The following is a 23333-nucleotide window of genomic DNA, read 5'->3' as shown; positions in this document are numbered from 1 at the left end:
CCGCAAGTCTACGTATGTATACCTATCGGATGTATACGGTCGTAGACATAGGAGCGGGTCATGAATCTGGGTCTGTCGGGCAAGCGGGCACTGGTCACCGGTTCGAGCACCGGACTCGGTCAGGCCATCGCTGAAACGCTTGCCGCGGAGGGCGCTTCCGTCGTGGTCCACGGGCGCGACGCATCACGCACGAAGGCCGTCGCCGACGGTATTCGTGCCGGCGGCGGCGACGCGGTGTCCGTCACCGGCGACCTGACCACCGACGCAGGCGCCGACACCGTTGCCGCGACCGCGGGCGACATCGACATCCTCGTCAACAATGCCGGGCACTACGACGGGCTCGGTTGGGCCGAACTCACGGCCGAGCGATGGGCGCGGATCTATCAGGTCAATGTCGTATCCGGGGTGCGCATGATCGAGCGCCTCGTTCCGGGGATGCGGCGGCGCGGCTGGGGCCGCGTCATTCAGATCGGTGGCGGGCTGGCGATCCAGCCCGTCGCCATGCAGCCGCACTACAACGCCACCCTCGCCGCCCGACACAACCTCACCGTGTCGCTGGCCCGGGAACTCGCCGGCACGGGCATCACATCCAACACCGTCGCGCCAGGGGCCATCCTGACCGAACCCGTGCGCGAGATGGCCATCCGCGCCGCAGCAGTGCACGGGTGGGGCTCGACGTGGGAGGACATCGAGAGCGCCGCGGCGACCGAGTGGTTTCCCAACGACATCGGCCGCTTCGGTCGGCCGGACGAAATCGCCTCCGCGGTCGCATTTTTGGCCAGCACGCAGGCCGGCTACATCAGCGGTGCCGATCTGCGCGTCGACGGCGGAACGATCCGCAGCGTCGCCTGAACCACTACCCCACCCAGATATGTCAACCGAAAGCAGGTAATCGCAATGTCGTACGTATTTCTGGTATCTGGCGCATCCCGCGGTCTGGGCCGCGCCATCGTAGAGGCCGCATTGGGCGCGGGACACCGCGTCGTCGCCGGCGTCCGCTCCCCTGACGCCCTGGTCGACCTTGCCGCCGGGGAACCGGACCGCCTCGCCGTTGTCCAACTCGACGTGACCGACGACGACCAGGTGCGCGCAGCCGTGGCCGCCGCGGTCGAGCGGTTCGGGCGGCTCGACGTATTGGTCAACAACGCGGGCTACGCGAACATGGCCGCCATCGAAGACTTCGACTTCGATGACTTCCGCACCCAGATCGACGCCAACTTCCTCGGCGTCGTTCGCCTCACCCAAGCCGCGCTCCCCGTCATGCGCGCCCAGCGCGCCGGTCACATCGTCCAGATCTCGTCGGTCGGTGGACGACTCGTGCGCGCCGGCCTGGGCGCATACCAGTCGGCCAAGTGGGCTGTCACCGGATTCTCCGGCGTGCTCGCCAAGGAAGTCGCACCTCTCGGAATCAAGGTCACGGTCCTGGAACCCGGTGGTATGCGCACTGATTGGGCGGGGTCGTCGATGCGCGTAGACACGGTCCGCGAGGAGTACGCCGCCACCGTCGGTGCGTCGATCACCCAAAGCACTCCGGAGAACCTCGGGGCCAGCGACCCCGCCAAGGTGGCCGGACTCGTCGTCAGCATCGCCGAGATGACTGATCCCCCGGCGAGGTTGCTCGTAGGCCCCGATGCCTACCGCTACGCGACCGCCGCCGGACGCGACCTGCTGGCCGACGACGAGAAGTGGGAGGCCCTCAGCCTTTCCACCGCGGCCGATGACGTCACCGCCGATCAGGTCGACCCGCTGGGCATTCCGAGCTAATCCTGGCGGCGGTTGCCGTGCTCGTCCCAGTGCTCGGCGACCTTCTTGCTCGGCTGCACCCGGGGCGGCTCGCCCGGCATCTTCGGATAGCTCGGCGGGTACGGCAGATCCCCCAGGCCGCGTTCCTCATCGGCGGCCACCAGGTCCAGTAGCGGCTGCAGGGACTGCTTCTTCTCGTCGATGCCGGCCCACGGATCCTCGCGGCCGGCAAGGAAATCCGGCACGCTGGCGATCGTGTAGTCGTCGGGGTTGGCTGTCCGGAGCTCGTCCCAGGACAACGGCGTCGACACGGTGGCGATCGGGGTCTTGCGGGCCGAATAGGCCGAGGCGAACGTGCGGTCGCGGGCGTTCTGGTTGTAGTCGATGAACAACCGCTCGCCCCGCTCCTCCTTCCACCACGACGTGGTCACCGCATCGGGAGCGCGGCGCTCCACCTCGCGGGCCAGGGCGATCCCGGCGCGGCGCACCTCGATGAAATCCCAGTCGGTCTTGATCCGCAGGAAGATGTGCACGCCGCGGCCGCCGGAGGTTTTCGGATAGCCGATCAGGCCCAGCTCGTCGAGAAGCGGCTTGAGCACATCGCAGGCGACCGCGGCGGCCTCGGCGAACCCCGTGCCCGGCTGGGGGTCCAGGTCGATCCGCAACTCGTCGGGATGCTCGGTGTCCGGGCACCGAACCTGCCAGGGGTGCAAGGTGATCGTGCCCATCTGCGCGGCCCATGCGATGGCCGCCGGGTGCGTCACCTTGAGGGCATCGGCGGTTCGGCCGGACGGGAAGGTGACGACGCAGGTCTCCAGGTAGTCGGGATGCTTCTGTGGGACCCGCTTCTGGTAGATCTCCTCACCCTCGATGCCGTCGGGAAACCGCTGCAGATGGGTGGGCCGATCCTTCAACAACGTGACCATGCGGTCGGCGACACCGAGGTAGTACTCCATCAGCTTGCCCTTGGTACCGCCACTGCCGAGCTTGGGGTAATACACCTTGTCCGGGTTGGTGAACCGGACCTTGATCCCGTCGACATCGAGTTCGGTTGCCGGGGTTGCCATCTCAGCTGTCTCCCTCGAGGACGTCGTACAGGTCGTAGTTGATCGGCACGTCGAGCTGATCGAACGTGCAGCTCGACGGTTCCCGGTCCGGGCGCCAGCGCATGAACTTCACGGCATGCCGGAAGCGTTGCCCGTGGACGGTGTTGCCTTCCATCTGGTCATAGGCCACCTCACACACGAATTCGGGGCGCACCGGAATCCAGCGCTTGTCGGCGGCCGAGTTCCAGCGGCTGGGGTCGCCCTCACGGACTTCGTCGCCCTCCCGCAGCGGCTCCAGGTCGGCCAGCAGCTTGAGCCGGTCCTTCACGCTGAACGAGGCTGCGCCACCGACCATCTGCAGCTCACTGTCGGGGCGGTAGAGGCCGAGCAGGATCGAGCCGATGCCCTCCCCGCTCTTGTGGATGCGGTAACCGATGGCCACGCAGTCGGCGTCGCGGTGGTGCTTGACCTTCACCATCTCCCGCTTGCCCGGCAGGTACGGTCCGTCGAGCTTCTTGGCGATCACCCCGTCGAGCCCGGCCCCCTCGAAGGTCTGCAACCACTGGGCCCCGAGTTCGGGATCGGTGGTGGTCCGGGTGACATGACACCACTTCTCGGCGTTGACAGCCTCGATCAGCGCCTCGCGGCGCACCCGGAACGGCTCAGTGAGCAACGACCGGTCACCGGTGGCCAGAGCGTCGAATCCGATGAAGTGCGCCGGGGTCTGTTCGGCGAGCATCCGCACCCTCGACTCGGCGGGATGGATGCGCTGTGACAACGACTCCCAGTCCAGGCGCACCCGGCCGTCGATCTCACGCGGCACCACCACCTCACCGTCGAGGACGCAGCGGTCGGCGAGTTCGGCACGCAGGGCGTCGAGCAGTTCGGGGAAGTAGCGCCCGAGTTCCTTTCCGCTGCGGGACTGCAGCACCACTTCGTCGCCGTCCCGGAAGGCCAGCGCGCGGAAGCCGTCCCATTTCGGCTCGTAGGACCACACCCCGCCCTCGTCAGGGACCTTCACCTGGGCTTTGGCGAGCATCGGTTCTATCGGCGGCACTACGGGTAGGTCCACGGGCTCCATCCTGGATCATCGGGGTGTCATGGATCTAGACCGCCGCGCCGCCGCCAACTCATCGCACGGATCTGAGAACAGTCCGGCGGCGGTTGGGACCAGTCACGCTCTGCTTGACGCATACCCGAAGGGGCCGCCTGAAACCCGGTACTCCCGCTCTTGCCTCGCGACTTGGCCGGACTGTGTCGCGCATACTGAGTAGCCACAAACCGCGCAATCCACACCCCGATCGGGATCCATGCTGCTACCCGTGATGCCGCCCGTCTCGCCGATGCTGGCCAAGCCGGCAACAGTGATTCCACCGGATGCGTCCTACGAACCGAAGTGGGACGGCTTCCGGGCGTTGGTGTTCCGCGACGGCGACGAAGTCGAGTTGGGCAGCCGCAACGAGCGGCCGATGACCCGGTATTTCCCCGAACTCGTCGAGGCGGCCAGGGCCGAACTCCCGGCGCGGTGTGTTGTCGACGGCGAGATCGTCCTGCCCACCGCCGGCGGCCTGGACTTCGAGGCCCTGCAACTGCGTCTGCACCCGGCAGCATCCCGGGTACGGCTGCTGGCCGAACAGACCCCCGCCTGCTTCATCGCCTTCGACCTGCTCGCCCTCGGTGACGACGACTTCACGGGCCTGCCGTTCGTGCAACGTCGCGCCGCACTGGTCGACGCGATCGGTTCGGGTCCGTCGTTCCATGTCACCCCGGCCACCACCGATCTGCCGACCGCGCGGCGCTGGTTCGACGAGTTCGAGGGAGCCGGGCTCGACGGGCTGATCGCCAAACCGCTCACCCTCACCTATCAGCCCGACAAACGGGTCATGGTGAAGATCAAGCACCAGCGGACCGCCGACTGCGTGGTCGCCGGGTATCGGCTCCACAAGTCGGGCCCGGATGCGATCGGTTCGCTGCTGCTCGGGCTCTACACCGATGTCGGCGAGCTGGCATCCGTCGGCGTCATCGGCGCCTTCCCGATGGAACGACGCCGGGCCCTGTTCACCGAATTACAGTCCTTGGTAACCGAATTCGAGAATCACCCGTGGAACTGGGCCGCGCAGGTGGCCGCCGACCCGGACCTCGCGCGCAGGTACGGCGGCGGCTCACGCTGGAACGCCGGCAAGGACCTGTCCTTCGTGCCGCTCCGACCCGAACGCGTCGTCGAGGTCCGCTATGACCACATGGAGGGCAGGCGGTTCCGCCACACCGCCCAATTCAACCGCTGGCGGCCCGACCGCGACCCGCGGTCGTGCACCTATGCCCAGCTGGACCAACCGGTCACCTTCCGGCTCAACGACATCGTTCCGGGCCTGCTTCCCCACTAGGGGTGATCCGGCGGCTGCAACCAGGTCGCGAGATTGCGCACGTAATCCTTGAATACCCCCAGCCGTGACGGATCGGCCCTGATCTGCCAGCCGGGCCGATCGGTGACGAACGACGGTGCCCCGCGATCCAGATCCCAGTTGTAGTCGGCGAAATGGTGGAAGGTCGACTCGGCCACGGCCCGGCCCATCGGTCTGCCCTCCGGCGTCCGCTCACCGTCGAGTGCCACCGCGAGATTGAACTGCCTGCCGGTCGCGGTGCTGCGTCCCCGGGCCACCACCGTCGCGAACGGCACCCGGGCCGAGACCGAACCCTCATGGGGGTGGGCCGGGAACCACTCGATGCGGCCGCTGGCGGTCCGGGCGGTGCGCAGCAGCTGGTGCACCGGCTCTTCGGCCAGCACCGGCTGATAGTCACCGTTGGCGCCCGAGTGGTAGTTGGGCCACGAGATGTCCGGATTGTCCTGGTCGTCGCACCGCGACGCGGGGTCCAGGCTCGCGTCGTGGAATTCGTTGACCTGCCCCAACGACCCCAGACCACGCAGGCAGCTGCCCAGATCCTGGTGGTCGCGAGCCGTGAGCACCGCGCCGCCGAGTCCGCGGAACCTGCCGATCGCCGCACATTCGTCGGGCGTGAGACCGTTGCCGACATCGACGGCCATCAACCACAGCTGGTCGAACCCGAGCTCGTCGAGGTTGCGGAGCACCGGGTCCTCCGCAACGCGATCAGCCCGATTACGGGCCAGCACATCGTGCCCGTCGGCCCGTAGCTCGGCGGCCAGCATCGAGAATCGGCTGACATCCCAGTCGTCGGGATTCGCTGTGATCGTGGTTTGCAGCAGGATTGTCGCCATTCGACGAGCCTGGCGGCTCCAACGGCGCTTCGGACCCTTGAAAACCCGTGGTTCAGCCGGTCCAAGACACGGATCGCAGCTGCCTGCGGGACCGGACACCGAGCTTGACGAAGACCTTGCGCAGATGCCATTCGACGGTGTGGGTGCTGATGAACAACTGCGCACCGATCTCCTGATTGGTCAGCCCGTCACGGGCCAACTGGGCGATCTGTGCCTCCTGGGCGGTCAACTCGTCGCCCGAGGCCAACGGCTGTTTGCGCACCTTCTCCCCGGTGGCCGTCAGCTCACGCCGGGCCCGCTCGGCGAACGCGTCCGCGCCCATCTTGGTGAACATCTCGTAGGCGACGTTGAGGTGCTCACGCGCGCTGGTGCGCCGCTTCTGGCGGCGCAACCATTCCCCGTAACGCAGATGCGTGCGGGCCAGCTGCACCCCGATCCGGGTGCGGCCCAGCCGTTCGATGGCTTCGGTGAACAACGCATCGGCTTCGGCGTCATCAGCCAGCAACGCCCGCGCACCGGCCAATGCTCCTATTCCCCAATCTGTTTCACTGGCACCCGCACAGACCTCCAGCCGGCGCACGGCGTCCTCGGCGACGTCCCGCTCACCGACGCGCACCGCGGCCTCGGTCAGCTCGAGCAAGGTCCAGGTGTAGAACCCGAGATTGTGGTACTCGCAGGCTTTCTGGGCCGCCGCCAACGCTTCCTGGTACCGGCCCAGCCCGTTGTAGAGCACCGCGGCCGCATACCCGGCGGCACCCAGCAGCCGGCCCTCACCCTTGGCGATTCCCTCCGCGGTGCCCGCCTCGATCAGGTCACCAGCCTTGGCGAGATCTCCGCGGTAGGCGGCAAGCTCCACTTTGTGGTACTTCATCGGGTGATGGCCGATGGCCGCCGAGATCGAATCGGCCTCTTCCATAAGCCTTGCCGCCGTGACGAATTCGCCGTGATGCACGTGCGCGCCGGCCTGGTAGGCGATCGCCGCCGGCAAAACGGCCAGCGCTCCCGTAGCGCGGGCGTAGCCGACCATGTCGGTGGCGAGGCGGTCGATCAGGTCGTCGTCCCATATCTCGTGTGCGGCGGATTCCTGGACGATCGGGAAGGCCAACGTCAACCAGCGCAGTGCCCGGCCGTCGTGCCGGTGGGCGTGTTCGCACCACAGCTCCAGTGCGGTGCGCAGGTCATCGGCCGCTGCCGCCAGACCTTCGGTGATCAACTTCGCCATGCCGATGAGCAGGAGGTCGATGGGGCGAGACGGCGCCACGACGCCCTCGACCGCGGCACGCGCCGCCTCGGCGGCCGTGACCAGCGCCTCCGGCTGGCTGCGCGAGGCGAACATCGCGGCGGCCATCGCCTCGATGTAGGTCTCGCGGGCCAGCTCGTCATCGAGGCTCTCCAGCTGCTTGGCTGCATCCAGCAGCAGCGCAGCAGCGTGGCGGACCGCCGGCGCCCCCGGCAAGCCGCCCCGGCTGCGGGTGAACTCCATCTGTGCGCGCAGTCGCCCCACCTGGGCCCGCTGCAGGTCGGTCAGCGGGTTCAGTTCAGCCAGGGAGAGCAGCTCATAGGCGGCTTCGGGCGCGGCGGCCTCCCGTTTGGCTCCGGCCGCCGCGATCGCCCGGGAACTGCGCAGGCCCGGATCGGCCGTCAGGATCGCGGACCGCTCGAGGAAGGTGGCCGCGGCGGCGATGCCACCCCGGCCCTGTGCGCGCCACGCCGAGGCTTCCAATTCGGCCGCCACCGCATCATCGGGACCGGCCGCGGCGTTCGCGGCATGCCAGGCCCGGCGGTCGGGATCCACATCAGGGTCGGTGGCAATGGCCAAGGCGCGGTGCACCTCCCGCCTATCGGACGCCTCAGCCGCCCGATAGGCGGCCGACCGGACCAGGGGGTGGTGGAAACGCATGCGTGACCCGAACTCGATCACGCCGGCCGCCTCGGCCGGCGCCAGCGCGTCCATCGCAATCCCCAAATAGCTTGCGGCACTGGCGAACAGCATCGGGTCGCCGAGTGGATCAGCCGCGGCGAGCAGCACCAGCCGCCGGGTATCGGCCGGCAGCGACTGGATCCGGCGGACAAATCCTTCCTCGACCTGCCCCACCGACAGGCGCGCCGAGGCGAGCCAGAAACCTCCGGCCAGCTCGGCAGCCGAGACGTTGCGCGGCACCTCCAGCAGGGCCAGTGGGTTGCCACGGGTTTCGGCGATGACCCGGTCGCGGACCCGCTCGTCGAGGCGGCCCAGAACCACCGAATCCAAAAGCTCCCTGGCGTCACTGTCAGACAGGCCCCCGACCCGCAGCTCAGGCAGGCCGGGCAGAATGTCGACCACGCCGTCGCGACTGTCGCGCACTCCGAAGACCAGTACAACGGGCTCGGCCAGCAGCCGCCGCGCCACGAAGCCCAAGGTCTGCACCGACACCTGATCGAGCCATTGCGCATCGTCGATCACACACAACAGCGGTTTGTTGTCGGCGGCCACGGACAACAGGCTCAGCACGGCCAGACCGACCAGATAGCGATCGGGCGCCGATCCGACGCCACGGCCGAATGCCACCGAGAGCGCGTCGCGCTGAGGTTCGGGGAGCTTGTCGAGACGATCCAGCAGTGGTGCGCACAGCTGATGCAATCCGGCGAAGGCCAGTTCCATGTCGGATTCGACGCCGGCCACCTGGGTCACCCGGAACCCCGGCGCGTGTTCGACGACGTAATCGAGCAGCGCCGTCTTGCCGACGCCCGCCTCACCCCGCACCACCAGCACCGCGCTGCCGCCCGAACGGCCACCGGATACCAGGGTTCGAAGTGCCGCGCATTCGCTGACGCGGCCACGTAGTGACGGGACTGCGCCCATAATCGCCATCACACCACCACGTCCGAATTTTGCCGAAACCCTACCAAGGGCGGTCTGTTCCGGCTCAGCCGAACCGCAGCGCCGGCGTGGGCAGCGATTCGACGCCGCGGTGGGCGAATTGCGCCCACCGAGCGCGCATCTCGGCCGAGAGCTGACCGTCGATGGCCCGCTGCGGGCCGAGCATCGGGGCGTCCGCCCAGGTCTGCGGTGTGCCGAACAAGAACGGCAACTCCATGCAGTGGCAGGCGCCCAACGGGGCGTTGACCGGTGTCCAGTCAAACCGATAGGTGCCCACCCGGCCGCCGTGGGTTCGCCAGGCCTCGGCCAGGCGTTCGGCGGGGCCGGAGAACGCCTGTTTCGTGATCGCCACCGACCCGGCCCGGACGGCCAGACGCCCGAGGACGGGCACCCGGTTCAGCCTGGCCACCCGGGGATCCATCGCCACGAACGGCGCGGCGTCGTCCTTGGTGTAGCCGATCAGCAGCTCGATACGGCTCGCGGCGTCAGCGATGGCGTCGGGTACGTCCGCGGGTGCCGGCAGCGGCGTGCGGCCGAGCCGGGGTGCGAATGCGAGTCCGCCCAGGAGGCCGAAGCCCTGCGCTGCGGCGACGGCGGCACCTTCCGCGGCGAGCAGCTGGTCGACACTCGCCTCGGCCGGATCGGCACCGGCGAGTGAGGTGGCCATCGCCGAGCCCATGGCCCGCGCCATCTCGTCGCGTCCGTCGTCCAACTCGAGCGGGGCGCTCTGCAGGATCGCGCGGTGGAACAGCCCGACCGCCTCCTGGCACAGCATGAGCGACATGACCGAATGAGCTCCGGCCGATTGACCGAATGCGGTGACGTTGGCCGCGTCGCCACCGAACGCCGCGATGTTGTCACGCACCCAGCGCAACGCGACGATCTGATCGCGCAGTCCCACGTTGTCCTCGCCGGCCCCCGGCGGCGCGAGATAACCGAAGATGCCGAGCCGGTAGCTCACGTTGACCACCACCACGTTGCCGGCACGGGCCAGGGCACTGGGGTCGTATTTGGCCGACTCCCCACTGCCGGCGACGTACGCACCGCCGTGGAACCACACCATGACCGGCAACCGGTGCGCATCGGCCGGGGCGGTGACGGTCAGCACGAGGCAGTTCTCGTTCGTCGTCAGGCCCGCGAGCGCGTCGCCGGTGACCCAGCCCAGACGTGATGGCCGCTGCGGGCAGGCCGGTCCCGGCTGCGTCGCGTCGCGGACACCTGACCATGGCGCCGGTGGTTCGGCGGCCGCGAATCGTCTGGAGGTCCCGTAGCGCACGCCCCGTGCGCGCACCAGCCCGTCTCGATGGTCGACCTGGATCGTGCCGCCCTTGATGTGTCGCTCGCGCACGCGTCCCACGCTATAGATTGCGGGCGTGAGCCTCACCCCCGCCGGGCGGTTCGCGCCGAGTCCGTCGGCCGACCTGCACATCGGCAACCTGCGCACCGCGGTGCTGGCCTGGTTGTTCGCCCGGTCCACCGGGCGGCGGTTTCTGCTGCGGGTCGAGGATCTCGATGACCGCACGTTCGCCGAGATCGGTACGCGTCAAGTGTCCGACCTTGCCGCGATCGGATTGACCTGGGATGAGCCGGTGGAATGGCAGACGGGTCACCAGGACCGCTACGACGCCGTCATCGATCAGTTGCGGGACGACGACCTGCTGTACGAATGCTATTGCAGCCGAAGGGACATCGCGCAGGCACCGCGGGCACCACACGCCCCGGAAGGCGCTTACCCGGGCACCTGCCGGGACCTCACCGAGACCGAGCGTGCAGAGCGCCGCGAAGAAACCGGACGGCCACCCGCGCTGCGGCTGCGCACCGACACCTTCGTCGGCACCGTCACCGATCTGCTGCACGGCAGCTACACGGGGATCATCGACGACTTCGTGGTGCGCCGCGGTGACGGCGTGCCCGCCTACAACCTGGCCGTCGTGGTCGACGATGCCGCCTCCGGTGTCGACCAGGTGGTGCGCGGCGACGACCTGTTGAGCTCGTCCCCGCGCCAGGCATATCTGGCCCGGATGCTGGACTATCCGCAACCCGTCTACGCCCACGTTCCGCTTGTGCTCAACGAGGACGGCACCGGCTGGCCAAGCGCGACGGTGCGGTCACTTTGGCCGAGATCGGCGTAGAGCGCGCAATGAAGCAGATCAGCGCATCGCTGGGCTGGCCGGCCCTTGACCTCGACGGCATGCTGGACCGGTTCGACCCGGCGAGACTGCCCAGGCACCCGTGGATATATCAGCCGGGCTGAGCAGAAACCTGCAGAACCTCGCGCACCCCTGTTAGCGTCCGGCCGTGCGCTCCCGACGAATTCCGCTGCTGGGACTCCTCCTGATCGTCGCGGTGATGATGGCCGCGTGCGGAGGAACAACCGGCAATACCGATGAACCGCTGAAATCGGCCGGTGTGCTGAGGGTCGGCACCGAGGGTGTCTACTCCCCGTTCAGCTACCACGACACCGCCACCGGTCAACTCGTCGGCTACGACGTCGACGTCGCTCGCGCGGTCGGGGACAAACTCGGCGTCAGAGTCGATTTCGTCGAAACACCGTGGGATTCGATCTTCGCCGCGCTCGAGGCCAACCGGTTCGACGTGGTGGCCAACGAGGTCACGATCACGCCGGAACGGCAAGCCAAATATGACCTCTCACAGCCGTACTCGGTCGGCGAGGGGGTCATCGTCACCCGCGCCGACGACAACTCGATCAAGACGCTCGCGGATCTGAAGGGCAAAGTCGCCGCCGAGAACGCCACCAGCAACTGGTCGGAGATCGCCCGCAAGGCCGGCGCTCGGGTGGAAGCAGTCGAAGGGTTCACCCAGGCCATCAAGCTGCTCAACCAGGGCCGGGTCGATGTCGTGGTCAACGACAGCATCGCCGTCTACGCCTATCTCGCCGAGACGAACGACAAGTCGGTGAAGATCGCGGGCAACGTGGGCGAGAAGAGCGAACAGGGCTTCGCGGCCCGCAAGGACAGCGGCCTGCTGCCCGAACTCAACAGCGCCCTCGACGAGTTGCGGGCCGACGGCACTCTGGCCACCATCTCGCAGAAATACCTCAAGGCCGACGCTTCCGGAGCACCTGCCGAAGGTGCACCCGCCGCGCGTTCGACGTGGCAGCTCATCGCCGACAATCTGTGGCCGCTGGCCAAAGCTGCCCTGACGATGACCATTCCGTTGACGATCATCAGCTTCATCATCGGTCTGGTGATCGCACTGGCTGTCGCCCTGGCCCGGCTGTCGTCGAATGTGGTGCTGAGCAACGTCGCCCGGTTCTACATCTCGATCATCCGTGGAACACCGCTGCTGGTGCAGCTGTTCATCGTGTTCTTCGCGCTGCCCGAGTTCGGGGTGAAGATCGACCCGTTCCCGGCCGCGGTGATCGCCTTCAGCCTCAACGTCGGTGGCTATGCGGCCGAGATCATCCGCTCGGCAATCCAGAGCATCCCGAAGGGGCAGTGGGAGGCGGCCGAGACGATCGGGCTGAACTACATCGGCACGCTGCGGCGCATCATCCTGCCTCAGGCCGCCCGGGTGGCGGTGCCGCCGCTGTCGAACACACTGATATCGCTGGTCAAAGACACGTCCCTGGCATCGACCATCCTGGTGACCGAACTGCTGCGCCAAGCCCAGATCATCGCGGCGCCGACGTTCGAATTCTTCGCTCTCTATGGCACGGCCGCGATCTACTACTGGGTGATCTGCCTGGTGCTGTCGTTCGGCCAGAGCCGCCTGGAACGCCGACTGGAAAGGCATGTTGCGCGATGACCACAGAACGCGAAGACCGGATCGTCGCCACCGATGTGCACAAGGCCTTCGGGGACTTCCAGGTGCTCAAGGGTGTGTCGTTCACCGTTCCGCGGGGCACCGCGACCACGGTCATCGGCCCCTCTGGTTCCGGGAAGACCACGCTGCTGCGCACGCTGAATGCCCTCGATGTGGCCGATTCCGGGGTGATCCGGGTCGGCGACACCGAACTGGACTTCTCCAAGCCGGTGCCCAAGGACCAACTGCGCCGCTATCAGGCGCAGAGCGGCTTTGTGTTCCAGTCCCACAATCTGTTTCCGCACAAGACGGTGTTGCAGAACGTCACCGAGGGCCCGCTAGTGGTGCAGAAACGCCCACGCGAGGAGGTGCTGGCGGAGGCGACCGAGCTACTGGGCCAGGTCGGACTGTCGGACCAGCAGGACAAATATCCGTATCAGCTCTCAGGCGGTCAACAGCAGCGCGTCGGGATCGCCCGGGCCCTGGCGCTGAAACCGAAAGTGGTGCTGTTCGACGAGCCGACCTCTGCGCTGGACCCGGAATTGGTCGGCGAGGTGCTAGCGGTGATCCGGGACCTGGCCGTCGAAGGCTGGACGCTGGTGATCGTCACGCACGAAATCCAGTTCGCCCGACAGGTTTCCGATCAGGTGCTGTTCACCGACCGCGGGGTGATCCTGGAGCAGGGTCCACCCGCCGCGGTGATCGGCGACCCGAAAGAGGAACGCACCCGACAATTCCTGCAGCGGATCCTCAACCCGCTCTAGTTGTCCCCGCACCTGCGATTCCCCTCGCGAGCAGACGCGGAGGTACCCATTTTCGCCCGTTCAGGGGTGCGTTCGCGTCTGCTCGGCAGAGATGGTGACGGCCCACACGACAAGCGAACGCAAGTAGCTCAGCACCAGCTCGTCAGGATGTCCGGCCGGGTCCTCGAGGTGCAGACGGGCCAGTTCTTCGATGGCCGACAACAGGATTCGCACGGTGGTGCCGTCCGGATCGACATCCGCGCCTACCGCGACCGACAGCGGATGGGCCGCGACCTTCCTGGCATAACGGCGGCCCAACTCGATGCGCTCGGCCACCTGCGGGGGTGCGCCGTCGGGCGGTCGCAAGATGATCCGCCAGCTTGTCGGCGCTGCGTGCAGGTAGTCCAGAATCCCGCGGCCTAGTTCTCCCGGGTCGAGATCGGGCTGGTCGACAGTGCTCATGCCGGCGAAAGCGATCGCCGACTCACGGTCCAACAGCGCGGTGGTCAATCCGGCCAGATCGGTGAACTGTTGGTAGACAACGGTCCTGGTGACACCCGAGCTGCCCGCCACTCGCTCGATGGTCAATGCGGGGTAGCCGCCGTCGGCGACGATGTCGCGGGCGACGTCGAGCAACTGCGCCCTGCGGTCGGCGCCGCTGAGCCGCCGCCGCGTCATTGCCGGAGTTCCAGCAACAGGTCGACGGCCTTGGCTGCGCTCTGCACGGCGCTCTCCATGGTCGCCGACCAGTCCGTCGCAGTCCAGTCGCCTGCCAGCACCAGCGAAGGCACCGAGGTCTTTTGCGGCGGCCGCAGTGCATCCGTGCCCACCACCTGGGAGAACGTGGCCCTGGGCATCTTGACCACCTGCGCCTGGACCACTTCCGCCTCGCGCGCCGCCGGATAGTAACGCCGCAGCAGCGCCATCTGCTCGTCGACGATCTCGTCGTTGCTCTTGTGGATCTGCTCGTAGGCACCGCTGGTGGTCAGGCAGTACAGCCAAGCCCGGTCGGTATTGCGGCCGTGCATGATCTGGCGGTCGAAGACCTCGTCGATCACCCCGGTTCCGCCGATGAGTCCCTCGAACGCGGACTCGGTGCCCAATGGCCGATCGAGGTAGAGGTTGGTGCTGACGATCGGCGTATAGCCCAGTTTGTCTGCCGCGGCATATATCTCGGGGTGTTCGGGGAGATCGTCGAGCAGCCCGCCGATGTTCGAGTTCGGTACCGCGCAGACCACAGCGTCGGCAGGGATCCGGGTGCCGTCCGACAAGGTAACGCCGGTAACCCTGCCGTGGTCGATCACGATCTTTCGGGCCACCGCGCGGTACCGCACATCGACACCGCGCTCCTCGAACACTCTCAACGCCCCGGAGATGTAGAGCGTGTCGAGATCCACTGTGGGGTAACCGATGGTGACGGGGGTGCGGTGTTTGACGCCAAGCCGGAAGCCGGTCGCCATCACGTTGGCGAACACCTTGGCCGATTCACGCGCCACCGGCTCGGCCGCGATCCCGAGAGCGAGCCAGTCCCACAACGCTTCTCGAGCCGGGGCGGGCATGCCCACCCGCTCGAACCACTGCTCGGTGCTCAGATCCGCCAGGTCGGCTGGTTGATGCAACGCCTGCCAACCCAACTGCAGCGTGGCGCGGGCCGCCCGTAGCCGGTCGGCCCAGCTCGCGTCGGGATGGACCCCGAACAGGGCGCGGATCGCGCCGAGGCCGGTCGTCTGCATGGTGGTGCTGCGACCGTCGGGCCAGCGCAACGTCGAGCTCTTGGGAAACTCGATGAACTGCCGGGTACCCACACTGGTGAGATAGCGCCACAGATGTTCATATCCGCTGGCGACCACATGCTGGCCGTTGTCGGGTGTGTCGTCGGCGATTTCAGCTCGCATCGCGTGGGTGCGCCCGCCGAGCTGACCCCGACGTTCCAACAGGGTGACGTTCTTGCCCGCTTCACTCAGCCATACCGCGGCGGCCAGGCCCGCCAGTCCCCCGCCGATGACAACGTAGCGTTCACCCATGTCGTAGCCCCTCCGCCGATCAACTTGCAAATTGTAAGTTAACGGCCGGGCGCGCGGGCGCTATTGGGCGGGCGGGCGTCCCTGCGCTGCCCGCTGCGCGGCAGCAAGAAGCGCGTCGCGGAACTGCGGATGCGCGATCGCGGCCAGCGCCTCGCCGCGCTCACGAACCGTCCGGCCCTCCAATTCGGCTGCGCCGTACTCGGTGACGATCACGTCGACCTGGTGACGCGGCGTCGTGATCACCGCGCCGGGGCCGAACCACGGCACGATCCGTGACTGGAGCACGCCGTCCTTCTCGAACGTCGAAGGCAGGCAGATCAACGAACGGTCCGACAGCTCAAGGCCGGCGCCTGCCACGAAATCCTCGGCACCGCCGATTCCGCTGAACTGGTCACCGGCGATGGTGTCGGCGACGACCTGGCCGTGGACGTCGACCCCCAGCGCGCCGTTGATCGTGACCATGTCGTTGTTGGCACCGATCACCTCCGGCGCGTTGACGATCTCGACCGGGAGGAACGCAACGTCGGGGTTGCCGTCCAGCCACGCGTAGAGCTCGGCCGAGCCGAACGCGAAGGTCGTCACACTCACCCCGTCGTACAGTCCCTTGCCGGCGTTGGTGACCTTGCCGGCACGGTGCAACTGCATGCACCCATCGGTGAACATCTCGCTGTGCAGGCCGTACCCACCCCCATCGCCCTCGGCGAGCAGCGCGGCGATCTGGCTGGGAATGGAGCCGATGCCCGTCTGCAGCGTCGCGCCGGGCGGGATGTACGCGACGGAGTGCTTCGCGATCGCCCTGTCGACGTCGGTGGGCGACGCCGCGGGCAGTGCGAGCGGTGCGTCGGACGAGGGCACGAGGATGTCGATCTCGTCGACGTGCAACGCATGGCGGTAGTCGTCGAGCCCGAATGTTCGTGGAAACACATCCGATGCCTCGACGACGAGCAGCCGCTGCGGATCAGCGCCCGCGCGGCGCAATTCACCGACTGTGGCACCCGCGTGCAGGGACAGGGAGCACCAGCCGTCCGCGTCGGGAGCCGCCGCGACGGTCGTCATCACGCGCGGCGCCTGGCGCTCGAGCAACGGGGCGAACCGGCGGAAGTCCGCCGGCGCGAACTCGACGTCGGCTCCCATATCGCGCAACATCCGCTCGAAGGGACCGTAGAAACCGGACCGGTAGTGGACGCCCGGCCGGGTGAACAGTTCGGTGCCTACCCCGAGCAGCGCGCCGTAGACGCGCAGGTCCGTCCAATCCGTGCGATCGCCCAGCGCTCGCAGGAATGCCGGAGGCTGCCCGGGCCCCAGCGGGATCCCGAGCGTGTCGGCGGTCGCCAGGCGCGCCGCGGCCTGCTGGGCGGTGAGCTCTTCCGGCATGGCGTCACTCTTCCACACCGCATGGTCCGATTTCCGCCAGCACGCCGGCACAGGCGCTCATAACGTCACACTCATGACACCGCAGCCCGAAATGCGCCGAATCACCGTGTGGTTCATGGCGATTGCCGCAGCCGTCGGCACCGCCGCCATCTACCCACTGCAACCGGCGATATCCGATGTCGCTGACAGTCTTGACATCTCGGTCGCCCAGGTCGGTATGGCGCTGGCATGCGGTCCCGTCGGCTACCTACTGGGGCTCGCGATACTGGTGCCGCTCGTCGACCGGTTTCCGCCGAATCACGTCCTCGCGGCGCAGTTCGGCGCGTTGGCCGTGGCCTTGGCGGCCAATGCCGCCGCCGGCTCCCTGTGGATCCTGGGGCTCACCGTCGGAGTGATCGGCGCCTGTTCCACCGTCGGCGCGCAGTTGAGTTCGACCACTGCACGTTTCGTCGCGGACGGCCGCCGGGCAACCGCGCTGGGAGTTGTGACAGCGGGCATTTCGGCGGGGATCATCGGTGGCCGGATCGCCGGTGGCTGGCTGACGGACGTGGCGGGCTGGCGGGGCGGCCTGCTCGTGTTCGCCATCGCCTGCACCGTCGCCGCCCTCGTCTCGCTGCGGGCCCTGCCCACCACAGCCGGCTCGGCCACGAGCGGCTATCTGGCGACGCTGCGCGGTCTGCCTGGCCTGTACCTGCGATTTCCGGCGTTGCGCATCGCCGCGCTGCGCGGCGCGCTCTGGTTCTTCGCGTTCTGCGCGGTGTGGGCCGGCCTCGCCGTCGCGCTGGCACAGCCGCCGTACTCCTACTCGGCCGAACGGATCGGCCTGTACGCCCTCGCCGGCCTGCTGGGCATCGTCGCCACCCGCATCGCGGGGGTGTGGACCGACCGCGTGGGCGCACGACGAGTCATGATGACCGGACTGGTCATCGCCGCCCTGGGCGCGGTCGCCCTCGGCGGGTGCCTGTCCAATCCCGCGGCCACCCTCGTCTGCCTGGCCGTGTTCGACGCGGGGCTGTTCGCTGCCCAAGTAGCCAATCAGAGCACGGTTCTGGCGATCGACCCGGACGCGCCCGCGCAGTTCAACAGCGCCTACATGGTGGTGTACTTCGTGGGCGGCAGCCTGGGAACCGCATTCGGCGCGGCCGCCGTCGGATGGCTGGGCTGGCCGGTGACCGCGGCCGTCACCGCCGCGGCGATCGTGCTTGCGATACTGCTCACTGCCGCCGACCGTTGCGAAGTGAGCCGGCGGGCTACGGTGCGAGTTCCTTGATGCCCCACGGCGAGCCGTAATCCTTCAACAGATCGAGGAACGGCACCGCGTCGAACGCCTCCGGGCCCAGCACGCCGGTGCCGCTCCAGGTTCCGTTGGCCAGAAGTTCCAGTGCCACAACGGGATTGATCGCCGTCTGCCACACCACGCACTGATGGCCATACTCGGCCATCGACCATTGGTTGTCGACGACGTGGTACAGGTACGTCGAGCGCGGGTTACCGTCCTTGCCGGTACCGGTCACCCACAACCCCGCGCAGGTCTTGCCGTGCATCTGCGGGCCGAGGGTGGCCGGGTTGGGCAGGCACGCCGCGACCACATCGCGGGGGCTGACCTGGACCGGGCCGACGGTGACCTTGTCGGTGCGGTCCAGCCCCACCTTGTGCAAGGCCTTGAGCACATCGATGAACTCGGTGCCGAGGCCGTACTTGAACGTCGCACGCTTGCAGTCCACCCAGCGTGGCATCAACAGCACCTCCTCGTGCTCGACGTTGACGCATTCGACCGGGCCGATACCCTCGGGAAAGTCGAAAACCTCTGGCTCACTGAACGGTTCGGTGACAAACCAGCCGCGGCCAGTCTCCCAGATGACCGGCGGGTTCAGACACTCCTCGATCGTGGTCCAGATCGAGAACGACGGCGCGAAGTCGTATCCGTCGACGGTGAGGTTGGACCCGTCACGGGTGCCCAGTTCGTCGATCTCGGAGAACAGGTGGTCGGCGGCGTAGCGCGCGAACACATCCGAGAGGCCGGGCTCCACTCCGATGCCTACCAGGGCCAATCTGCCCGCGGCCTGCCAATCGTCGGCCACCGCGAACTGCTCGTCACCGAGCTTGACCCCGGTGAGCTCGTAGGGCTTGTCGGGATGACGATGCGACAGGCTCATCGCCATGTCGAGATAGTCGGCCCCACCGGCCAGGGCGCCGTTGAAGATCGGCATCACGAATCGGGGATCGACGGCGTTCATCACGTGGGTGATGCCGTGTTGGCGCACCAGTCCGGCGACGGCGTCGGCCGAGCCGGCGTCGACCTGGGCGGCGCTGAACCTGGGGTCGCCGACCTCCTCGACCGCCGTGGCGGCCCGGGCCTCGTCGTAGTCGCACACCACGATCCGCTCGAAGAAATCACGTCGTGCCGCGATCGCACAGAACGCCGAGCCGACGCCGCCCGCACCCACCAACAGAATCCGCATGCGGAAGAACCGTACCTGCAGATTGCGATTTTCGTCGAAGTTAGCGGCTATCGAAGCTGATTCCGCAACTGATGGCCTAAATCGCCACGGATAGCGTCGACATCCCCCGCAGGGTCAGGTTCGCCTTGTACACCGGGTCGGCAGCCAGGCGGGCGTTCGGGAACCGTGCGGTGGCCGCCGACAGCGCCACCGAGGCCTCCAACCGGGCCAGCGGTGCGCCGAGGCAGAAATGTGCACCCTTGCCGAACCCGATATGCCGGATACTCTCGCGGGCCGGGTCGAACTCCTCGGGCCGCTCATTGGCCGCCGGGTCGCGGTGTGCGGCGGCCAGCAGCAACAGCATGGTGTCCCCGGCCGGGACCGTGATGTCACCAATGGTCATGTCTTCACCGGCAATTCGGCCCACCAGTTGCACCGGCGGGTCGTACCGCATGGTCTCTTCGATGATGGCGGCGACCCGGGATGCGTCCGCACCGAGTCCCGCCCACTCGGCCGGATGACGCAGCATCGCCAGCGTCGCGTTGGCGATCAGGTTGACCGTCGTCTCATGTCCGGCGATGAGCAACAGATTGCACGTCGCGACGATCTCGTCCTCGGTGAGCTGGTCCCCGGATTCCTCGACCGCGATCAGCGCCGACATCAGGTCCTCACCGGGGGCGCTGCGGCGGAGGTCGATGAGGTCACGCAAGTAGTCGTTCAGCCATATCCCGGCCTTCATCTGCTCATCGAACAGATCCGAGGTGTGGCCGGTCAGGGCCAGGAACGGGTCCAGCGATGCGGCCAGCAGGCCCGAGGCGTGACTGAACTTCGGCTCGTCCTCGACCGGCACGCCGAGCAGTCGGCAGATCACCGCCACCGGAAGCGGGTAGGCCAGGTCGGCGATGACGTCTAAATCCCCACGACGCTCGACCTCGTCCAGCAATCCGTCCACCAGCGCGGCGATGTCGGGTTCGAGGGCCTTGACCACCTTCGGCACGAAGGCCTTGCTGACCAGCCTGCGCAGCCGGGTGTGATCGGGCGGGTCGAGGAACAGGAAGCTCGCCGGGCCGCGGGGGCGGGGGCCGGACTCGGACTCCAGCTGCCGCTGCGTGATGGTGGAGTTGGTCCGGTCGCTGCGGGTTGACGGATGCCGCAGCACCTCGTCGCAGTCGGCGAACGACGAGAACACCGTGAGATTCGACTCGGGCAGGTGCAGCGGCCCGAGCTCGCGGATCCGGTTGTACGACGGGTAGGGATCGGCCGGCAGGCCGGGTCGAGCAGCTGCATCAGCAGGGCCTGCGGGGCCTGATCGTCGGTGACGGTCGCCATCTTCTTATTGTGCACGCGTAGAAGAAGCGGCAGTTCAGCTGATGGGCACTCCGTAGTACCGCCCCAGCACGTGCGCCCGCAGCTCATCGAACTCACCGGCCACGATCGAGGCCCGGATCTGGTCGACCAGCCGGATCACGAACCGCTCGTTGTGGATCGTGCACAGCGTCGCCGACAGCATCTCCTTGGCCTTGAACAGGTGCCGGATGTAGGCGCGTGAGTAATTGGCGCAGGTGTAGCAGTCGCATTCGGCATCGATCGGGGTGAAATCCCGCTTGTACCGGGCCCCGGTGATGTTGAACCGCCCGGTCGCCGAGTACACCGCCGCGTTGCGCGCCACCCGCGACGGCGAAACGCAGTCGAAGGTGTCGGCCCCGGCGGCCACCGCGTCGAACAGGTCGTCCGGCTCGCTGATCCCGAGCAGGTGCCGGGGCTTGTCCGCGGGCAGTTCACTGCTGACCCAGCCGACGATGGTGGCCAGGTTCTGCTTCTCCAGCGCACCGCCGATGCCGTAGCCGTCGAAGCTCAGCCCCTCGGCCGGCCCGGCCTCCTGCCCGATCGAGGCCAGCCCGCTCGCGGCCTGCCTGCGCAGGTCCTCGTACTGGGCGCCCTGCACCACGCCGAACAGCGCCTGCCGCGGCCGCTCCGGTGACAAACCCTGCAGCCGGTGATGCTCGGCCAGGCACCGCACCGCCCACTCGTGCGTGCGCTGCACCGAGCTTTCCTGGTAGGAGCGGGTGTTGACCAGCGTGGTGAGCTCGTCGAACGCGAAGATGATGTCGGCGCCCAGCTTGTTCTGGATGCCGATCGAGACTTCCGGGGTGAACCGGTGTTTCGAGCCGTCCAGATGCGAGCGGAAGGTGACGCCGTCGTCGTCCACGACGGCCAGCCGTTCCTTGCCCTTGGCGATGATGTCGTCGGTCTGCAGCCGCTCGGTGTCCATGGCCAGGACCTTCTTGAACCCGACGCCCAGCGACATCACCTGGAAGCCGCCGCTGTCGGTGAACGTCGGGCCGGGCCAGTTCATGAAGGCCCCGAGCCCGCCGGCCTCGGCCACGACGTCCGGGCCCGGCTGCAGGTACAGGTGATAGGCGTTGGCCAGGACCGCTTGGGCGCCAAGCTCTTTCATGGTCTCGGGAAGCACCGATTTCACGGTGGCCGCGGTGCCGACCGCGATGAACGCCGGGGTGTGGATATCGCCGTGCGGAGTGTGAATGGTCCCGACCCGGCCGAATCGGCCGGGCAACTCGGCCTCCACGGTGAAATACGGCTGGTCCACACCACGTATTCAACCGGATGCGCGTCCGATTTCCGTCACGGGGGCGGACGCGACCATACTGCGGACGTGAATTTGGTCATGAGCCGCCCCATTGTCATTGCCACCGGATTTGCCGTGTGTCTGGCCGCAGTCGCCGGATGCTCGTCGCAGGAGTCGGGTTCTTCAGGGAAGTCCGGCCAGGGCCGGGTCACCTTCGGTCCCAATGACGCCGGTCCGGTCAGCAGCGTCAGCTGCGAGACCAAGGACGGGCTGACCACGATCGGCATCAAGGGCAAGATGCCGGCCTCCGTGGTGCTGACCGACGGCGAGGCCCCGGTGGTGCAATCGGTGAACATCGGCGACGTGAACGGCGAGGGTGCGTCGCTGACCTATCTCTCCGGCCTGTCGGGCGTCCCGGTGGTGGCCGCGCGCGACGGCAAGGGCTACACCGTCACGGGCACCGGCATGGGCATCGACCCCAACGAACCGACCGCGCCGGTGGACATGCCGTTCGACATCGCGGTCACCTGCCCGTAGTCGGACGGTCGGCGAGGAACTCGACGATCGCCTCGGCCAGTTCCTCGCCGGCATCCTCTTGCAGGAAATGACCGGCATCGCGGATCACCGGATGGTCGATCCCCTGCGCGCCGCGCATCTCCCGCTTGAAGATGGGTGCCATGCCGCCGGTGATCGGATCACTGTCACCGAATGCCACCAGCATCGGAGTCCGGCTGGCCGACAACACCTTCCACGCTGAACGGTTCGCGGCCGAGGCCGGGTCGTCGGGGGTGGTGGGCACCAGGCCCGGCATCGCCCGGGGGCCCGCGCAGTAGGCGTCGTCAGGGAACGGCGCATCGTAGGCCGCGCGGACCTCATCGCTGACCGGACGACGGCAACCCGAGGCCACGAACCTGCCGACGTCGATCGTGGGCAGGTTCTGGATGGCCGTGCGGAACTGCCACCAGATCTCGGGCATCGGAATATCACCGGTCGGCAGCCCCGTGTTCGCCACGACGATGCCGGCGAACCGGTCCGGGTGCTCGGCCGCCAGGCGCAACCCGATCAGGCCGCCCCAGTCCTGACCGACCAGCGTCACCCGCCGCAGGTCGAGGACGTCGAAGGCAAGCGCGCGCATCCACTCGACGTGCCGGGCGTAACTGTGGTCCTCGATGCGGGTGGGTTTGTCCGACCGGCCGAAGCCGACCAGGTCCGGACAGACGACGCGGTGCCCCGCCGCGGCCAGGATCGGAATCATCCGCCGGTAGAGAAACGACCAGGATGGTTCCCCATGCAACAACAGGATCGGGTCGGCATCCGGCGGCCCGGCCTGCACCCAGGCCACCCGAAGCCGGCCACCGTCGCCGTCGTCGACATCGGAATACTCTGGCGAGTAAGGGAATTCAGGTAACTCACCGAAGCGGGCATCGGGCGTGCGCAGTATCTGCATGGTGCCGAACTTACGAGCGCACGCTCGCGGCTACGGACAATTCGCCCAAATCCACGCCCACGACCTGC

18 protein-coding genes and 2 pseudogenes are annotated in these 23333 nt (G+C 67.6%); 8 read left to right on the top strand and 12 right to left on the bottom strand.

The window, feature by feature from the left end; translation table 11 throughout:
* The first annotated feature begins 60 nt into the window (after nt 1-60).
* Nucleotides 61-852: an SDR family NAD(P)-dependent oxidoreductase gene (locus ACNQVK_RS06875; RefSeq protein ID WP_418028927.1), complete on the top strand. Its 792-nt coding sequence runs from the start codon at nt 61-63 to the stop codon at nt 850-852.
* A gap of 45 nt (nt 853-897) precedes the next feature.
* Entirely contained in the window at nt 898-1764 is an 867-nt protein-coding gene (locus tag ACNQVK_RS06870; RefSeq protein ID WP_418028926.1) for an SDR family NAD(P)-dependent oxidoreductase, read from the top strand.
* Here ACNQVK_RS06870 and ligD read toward each other — a convergent pair.
* A complete protein-coding gene (ligD, locus tag ACNQVK_RS06865) occupies nt 1761-2810 on the bottom strand; it encodes a non-homologous end-joining DNA ligase (RefSeq protein ID WP_418028925.1) in 1050 nt (349 codons plus the stop codon). The two genes, ACNQVK_RS06870 and ligD, sit on opposite strands and share 4 nt — an antisense overlap.
* Nucleotide 2811: 1 nt before the next feature.
* Nucleotides 2812-3870, bottom strand: a complete 1059-nt coding sequence (locus ACNQVK_RS06860; protein ID WP_418028924.1) for an ATP-dependent DNA ligase — start codon at nt 3868-3870, stop codon at nt 2812-2814.
* A 229-nt stretch (nt 3871-4099) separates the two neighbouring features.
* Between ACNQVK_RS06860 and ACNQVK_RS06855 the strand changes: the two genes are divergently transcribed.
* Nucleotides 4100-5173, top strand: coding sequence for an ATP-dependent DNA ligase (locus ACNQVK_RS06855; RefSeq protein WP_418028923.1), 1074 nt, complete (start codon nt 4100-4102; stop codon nt 5171-5173).
* Here ACNQVK_RS06855 and ACNQVK_RS06850 read toward each other — a convergent pair.
* From ACNQVK_RS06850 to ACNQVK_RS06840, 3 genes are read right to left on the bottom strand one after another with little or no spacing between them, the layout of a single operon-like run.
* Entirely contained in the window at nt 5170-6024 is an 855-nt protein-coding gene (locus ACNQVK_RS06850; RefSeq protein WP_418028922.1) for a hypothetical protein, read from the bottom strand. The genes ACNQVK_RS06855 and ACNQVK_RS06850 overlap by 4 nt on opposite strands.
* 52 nt (nt 6025-6076) lie before the next feature.
* Nucleotides 6077-8875: a helix-turn-helix transcriptional regulator gene (locus ACNQVK_RS06845; RefSeq protein WP_418028921.1), complete on the bottom strand. Its 2799-nt coding sequence runs from the start codon at nt 8873-8875 to the stop codon at nt 6077-6079.
* A 55-nt stretch (nt 8876-8930) separates the two neighbouring features.
* On the bottom strand, nt 8931-10232 hold the full coding sequence (locus ACNQVK_RS06840; RefSeq protein WP_418028920.1) for a carboxylesterase family protein: 1302 nt from the start codon (nt 10230-10232) through the stop codon (nt 8931-8933).
* Nucleotides 10233-10257: 25 nt separating this feature from the next.
* Here ACNQVK_RS06840 and gluQRS point away from each other — a divergent pair.
* The 3 genes and pseudogenes from gluQRS (at nt 10258) to ACNQVK_RS06825 (ending at nt 13413) form a co-directional block, all read left to right on the top strand.
* A pseudogene (gene gluQRS, locus ACNQVK_RS06835) lies at nt 10258-11138 on the top strand (tRNA glutamyl-Q(34) synthetase GluQRS).
* A gap of 95 nt (nt 11139-11233) precedes the next feature.
* The gene (locus ACNQVK_RS06830) at nt 11234-12652 is read left to right on the top strand and encodes an ABC transporter permease subunit (protein ID WP_418034010.1); all 1419 of its coding nucleotides are present in this window, start codon (nt 11234-11236) and stop codon (nt 12650-12652) included.
* On the top strand, nt 12649-13413 hold the full coding sequence (locus tag ACNQVK_RS06825; RefSeq protein WP_418028919.1) for an amino acid ABC transporter ATP-binding protein: 765 nt from the start codon (nt 12649-12651) through the stop codon (nt 13411-13413). Before ACNQVK_RS06830 ends, ACNQVK_RS06825 begins: the two co-directional genes overlap by 4 nt.
* Before the next feature lie 60 nt (nt 13414-13473).
* On the opposite strand, the gene ACNQVK_RS06820 is transcribed toward ACNQVK_RS06825, so the two are convergent.
* Genes ACNQVK_RS06820 through ACNQVK_RS06810 form a run of 3 tightly spaced genes read right to left on the bottom strand, consistent with a single transcriptional unit; the run spans nt 13474 to nt 16790 of the window.
* Nucleotides 13474-14070 (bottom strand): TetR/AcrR family transcriptional regulator, encoded by a 597-nt coding sequence (locus ACNQVK_RS06820; protein ID WP_418028918.1) that lies wholly within the window; start codon nt 14068-14070, stop codon nt 13474-13476.
* The gene (gene hpnE / locus ACNQVK_RS06815; protein ID WP_418028917.1) at nt 14067-15416 is read right to left on the bottom strand and encodes a hydroxysqualene dehydroxylase HpnE; all 1350 of its coding nucleotides are present in this window, start codon (nt 15414-15416) and stop codon (nt 14067-14069) included. Before hpnE ends, ACNQVK_RS06820 begins: the two co-directional genes overlap by 4 nt.
* A gap of 60 nt (nt 15417-15476) precedes the next feature.
* The gene (locus ACNQVK_RS06810) at nt 15477-16790 is read right to left on the bottom strand and encodes an acetyl-CoA hydrolase/transferase family protein (protein ID WP_418028916.1); all 1314 of its coding nucleotides are present in this window, start codon (nt 16788-16790) and stop codon (nt 15477-15479) included.
* Between the two features lie 73 nt (nt 16791-16863).
* On the opposite strand from ACNQVK_RS06810, the gene ACNQVK_RS06805 reads away from it, so the two are divergent.
* Nucleotides 16864-18060, top strand: a complete 1197-nt coding sequence (locus ACNQVK_RS06805) for an MFS transporter (protein WP_418028915.1) — start codon at nt 16864-16866, stop codon at nt 18058-18060.
* On the opposite strand, the gene ACNQVK_RS06800 is transcribed toward ACNQVK_RS06805, so the two are convergent.
* The 3 genes and pseudogenes from ACNQVK_RS06800 to tgt form a co-directional block, all read right to left on the bottom strand.
* The gene (locus ACNQVK_RS06800; protein ID WP_418028914.1) at nt 18041-19252 is read right to left on the bottom strand and encodes a saccharopine dehydrogenase family protein; all 1212 of its coding nucleotides are present in this window, start codon (nt 19250-19252) and stop codon (nt 18041-18043) included. The genes ACNQVK_RS06805 and ACNQVK_RS06800 overlap by 20 nt on opposite strands.
* A 76-nt stretch (nt 19253-19328) precedes the next feature.
* Nucleotides 19329-20560 (bottom strand): annotated as a pseudogene (locus tag ACNQVK_RS06795) (cytochrome P450).
* Between the two features lie 34 nt (nt 20561-20594).
* On the bottom strand, nt 20595-21839 hold the full coding sequence (gene tgt, locus ACNQVK_RS06790) for a tRNA guanosine(34) transglycosylase Tgt (RefSeq protein WP_418028913.1): 1245 nt from the start codon (nt 21837-21839) through the stop codon (nt 20595-20597).
* 78 nt (nt 21840-21917) lie between these two features.
* Between tgt and ACNQVK_RS06785 the strand changes: the two genes are divergently transcribed.
* On the top strand, nt 21918-22355 hold the full coding sequence (locus ACNQVK_RS06785; protein ID WP_418028912.1) for a lipoprotein LpqH: 438 nt from the start codon (nt 21918-21920) through the stop codon (nt 22353-22355).
* Here the strand turns inward: ACNQVK_RS06785 and ACNQVK_RS06780 are convergent.
* Entirely contained in the window at nt 22342-23265 is a 924-nt protein-coding gene (locus ACNQVK_RS06780) for a haloalkane dehalogenase (RefSeq protein WP_418028911.1), read from the bottom strand. The two genes, ACNQVK_RS06785 and ACNQVK_RS06780, sit on opposite strands and share 14 nt — an antisense overlap.
* Between the last annotated feature and the right edge of the window lie 68 nt (nt 23266-23333).

It is taken from the genome of Mycobacterium sp. 134 (assembly GCF_048282715.1).
In the GTDB taxonomy this organism is placed as follows: Bacteria; Actinomycetota; Actinomycetes; order Mycobacteriales; family Mycobacteriaceae; genus Mycobacterium; species Mycobacterium septicum.
Note: the sequence above shows the minus strand (reverse complement) of the source record. Positions and strands in the feature narration are given on the sequence as shown.

Coding starts and splice junctions, on each gene's coding strand:
- ACNQVK_RS06850 (WP_418028922.1), bottom strand. CDS start 6,024: ATGGCGACAATCCTGCTGCAAACCACGATCACAGCGAATCCCGACGAC.
- ACNQVK_RS06820 (WP_418028918.1), bottom strand. CDS start 14,070: ATGACGCGGCGGCGGCTCAGCGGCGCCGACCGCAGGGCGCAGTTGCTC.
- ACNQVK_RS06805 (WP_418028915.1), top strand. CDS start 16,864: ATGACACCGCAGCCCGAAATGCGCCGAATCACCGTGTGGTTCATGGCG.
- hpnE (WP_418028917.1), bottom strand. CDS start 15,416: ATGGGTGAACGCTACGTTGTCATCGGCGGGGGACTGGCGGGCCTGGCC.
- ACNQVK_RS06875 (WP_418028927.1), top strand. CDS start 61: ATGAATCTGGGTCTGTCGGGCAAGCGGGCACTGGTCACCGGTTCGAGC.
- ACNQVK_RS06810 (WP_418028916.1), bottom strand. CDS start 16,790: ATGCCGGAAGAGCTCACCGCCCAGCAGGCCGCGGCGCGCCTGGCGACC.
- ACNQVK_RS06780 (WP_418028911.1), bottom strand. CDS start 23,265: ATGCAGATACTGCGCACGCCCGATGCCCGCTTCGGTGAGTTACCTGAA.
- ACNQVK_RS06845 (WP_418028921.1), bottom strand. CDS start 8,875: ATGGCGATTATGGGCGCAGTCCCGTCACTACGTGGCCGCGTCAGCGAA.
- ACNQVK_RS06870 (WP_418028926.1), top strand. CDS start 898: ATGTCGTACGTATTTCTGGTATCTGGCGCATCCCGCGGTCTGGGCCGC.
- ligD (WP_418028925.1), bottom strand. CDS start 2,810: ATGGCAACCCCGGCAACCGAACTCGATGTCGACGGGATCAAGGTCCGG.
- ACNQVK_RS06825 (WP_418028919.1), top strand. CDS start 12,649: ATGACCACAGAACGCGAAGACCGGATCGTCGCCACCGATGTGCACAAG.
- ACNQVK_RS06785 (WP_418028912.1), top strand. CDS start 21,918: ATGAGCCGCCCCATTGTCATTGCCACCGGATTTGCCGTGTGTCTGGCC.
- ACNQVK_RS06860 (WP_418028924.1), bottom strand. CDS start 3,870: ATGGAGCCCGTGGACCTACCCGTAGTGCCGCCGATAGAACCGATGCTC.
- ACNQVK_RS06800 (WP_418028914.1), bottom strand. CDS start 19,252: ATGCGGATTCTGTTGGTGGGTGCGGGCGGCGTCGGCTCGGCGTTCTGT.
- ACNQVK_RS06855 (WP_418028923.1), top strand. CDS start 4,100: ATGCTGCTACCCGTGATGCCGCCCGTCTCGCCGATGCTGGCCAAGCCG.
- ACNQVK_RS06830 (WP_418034010.1), top strand. CDS start 11,234: ATGATGGCCGCGTGCGGAGGAACAACCGGCAATACCGATGAACCGCTG.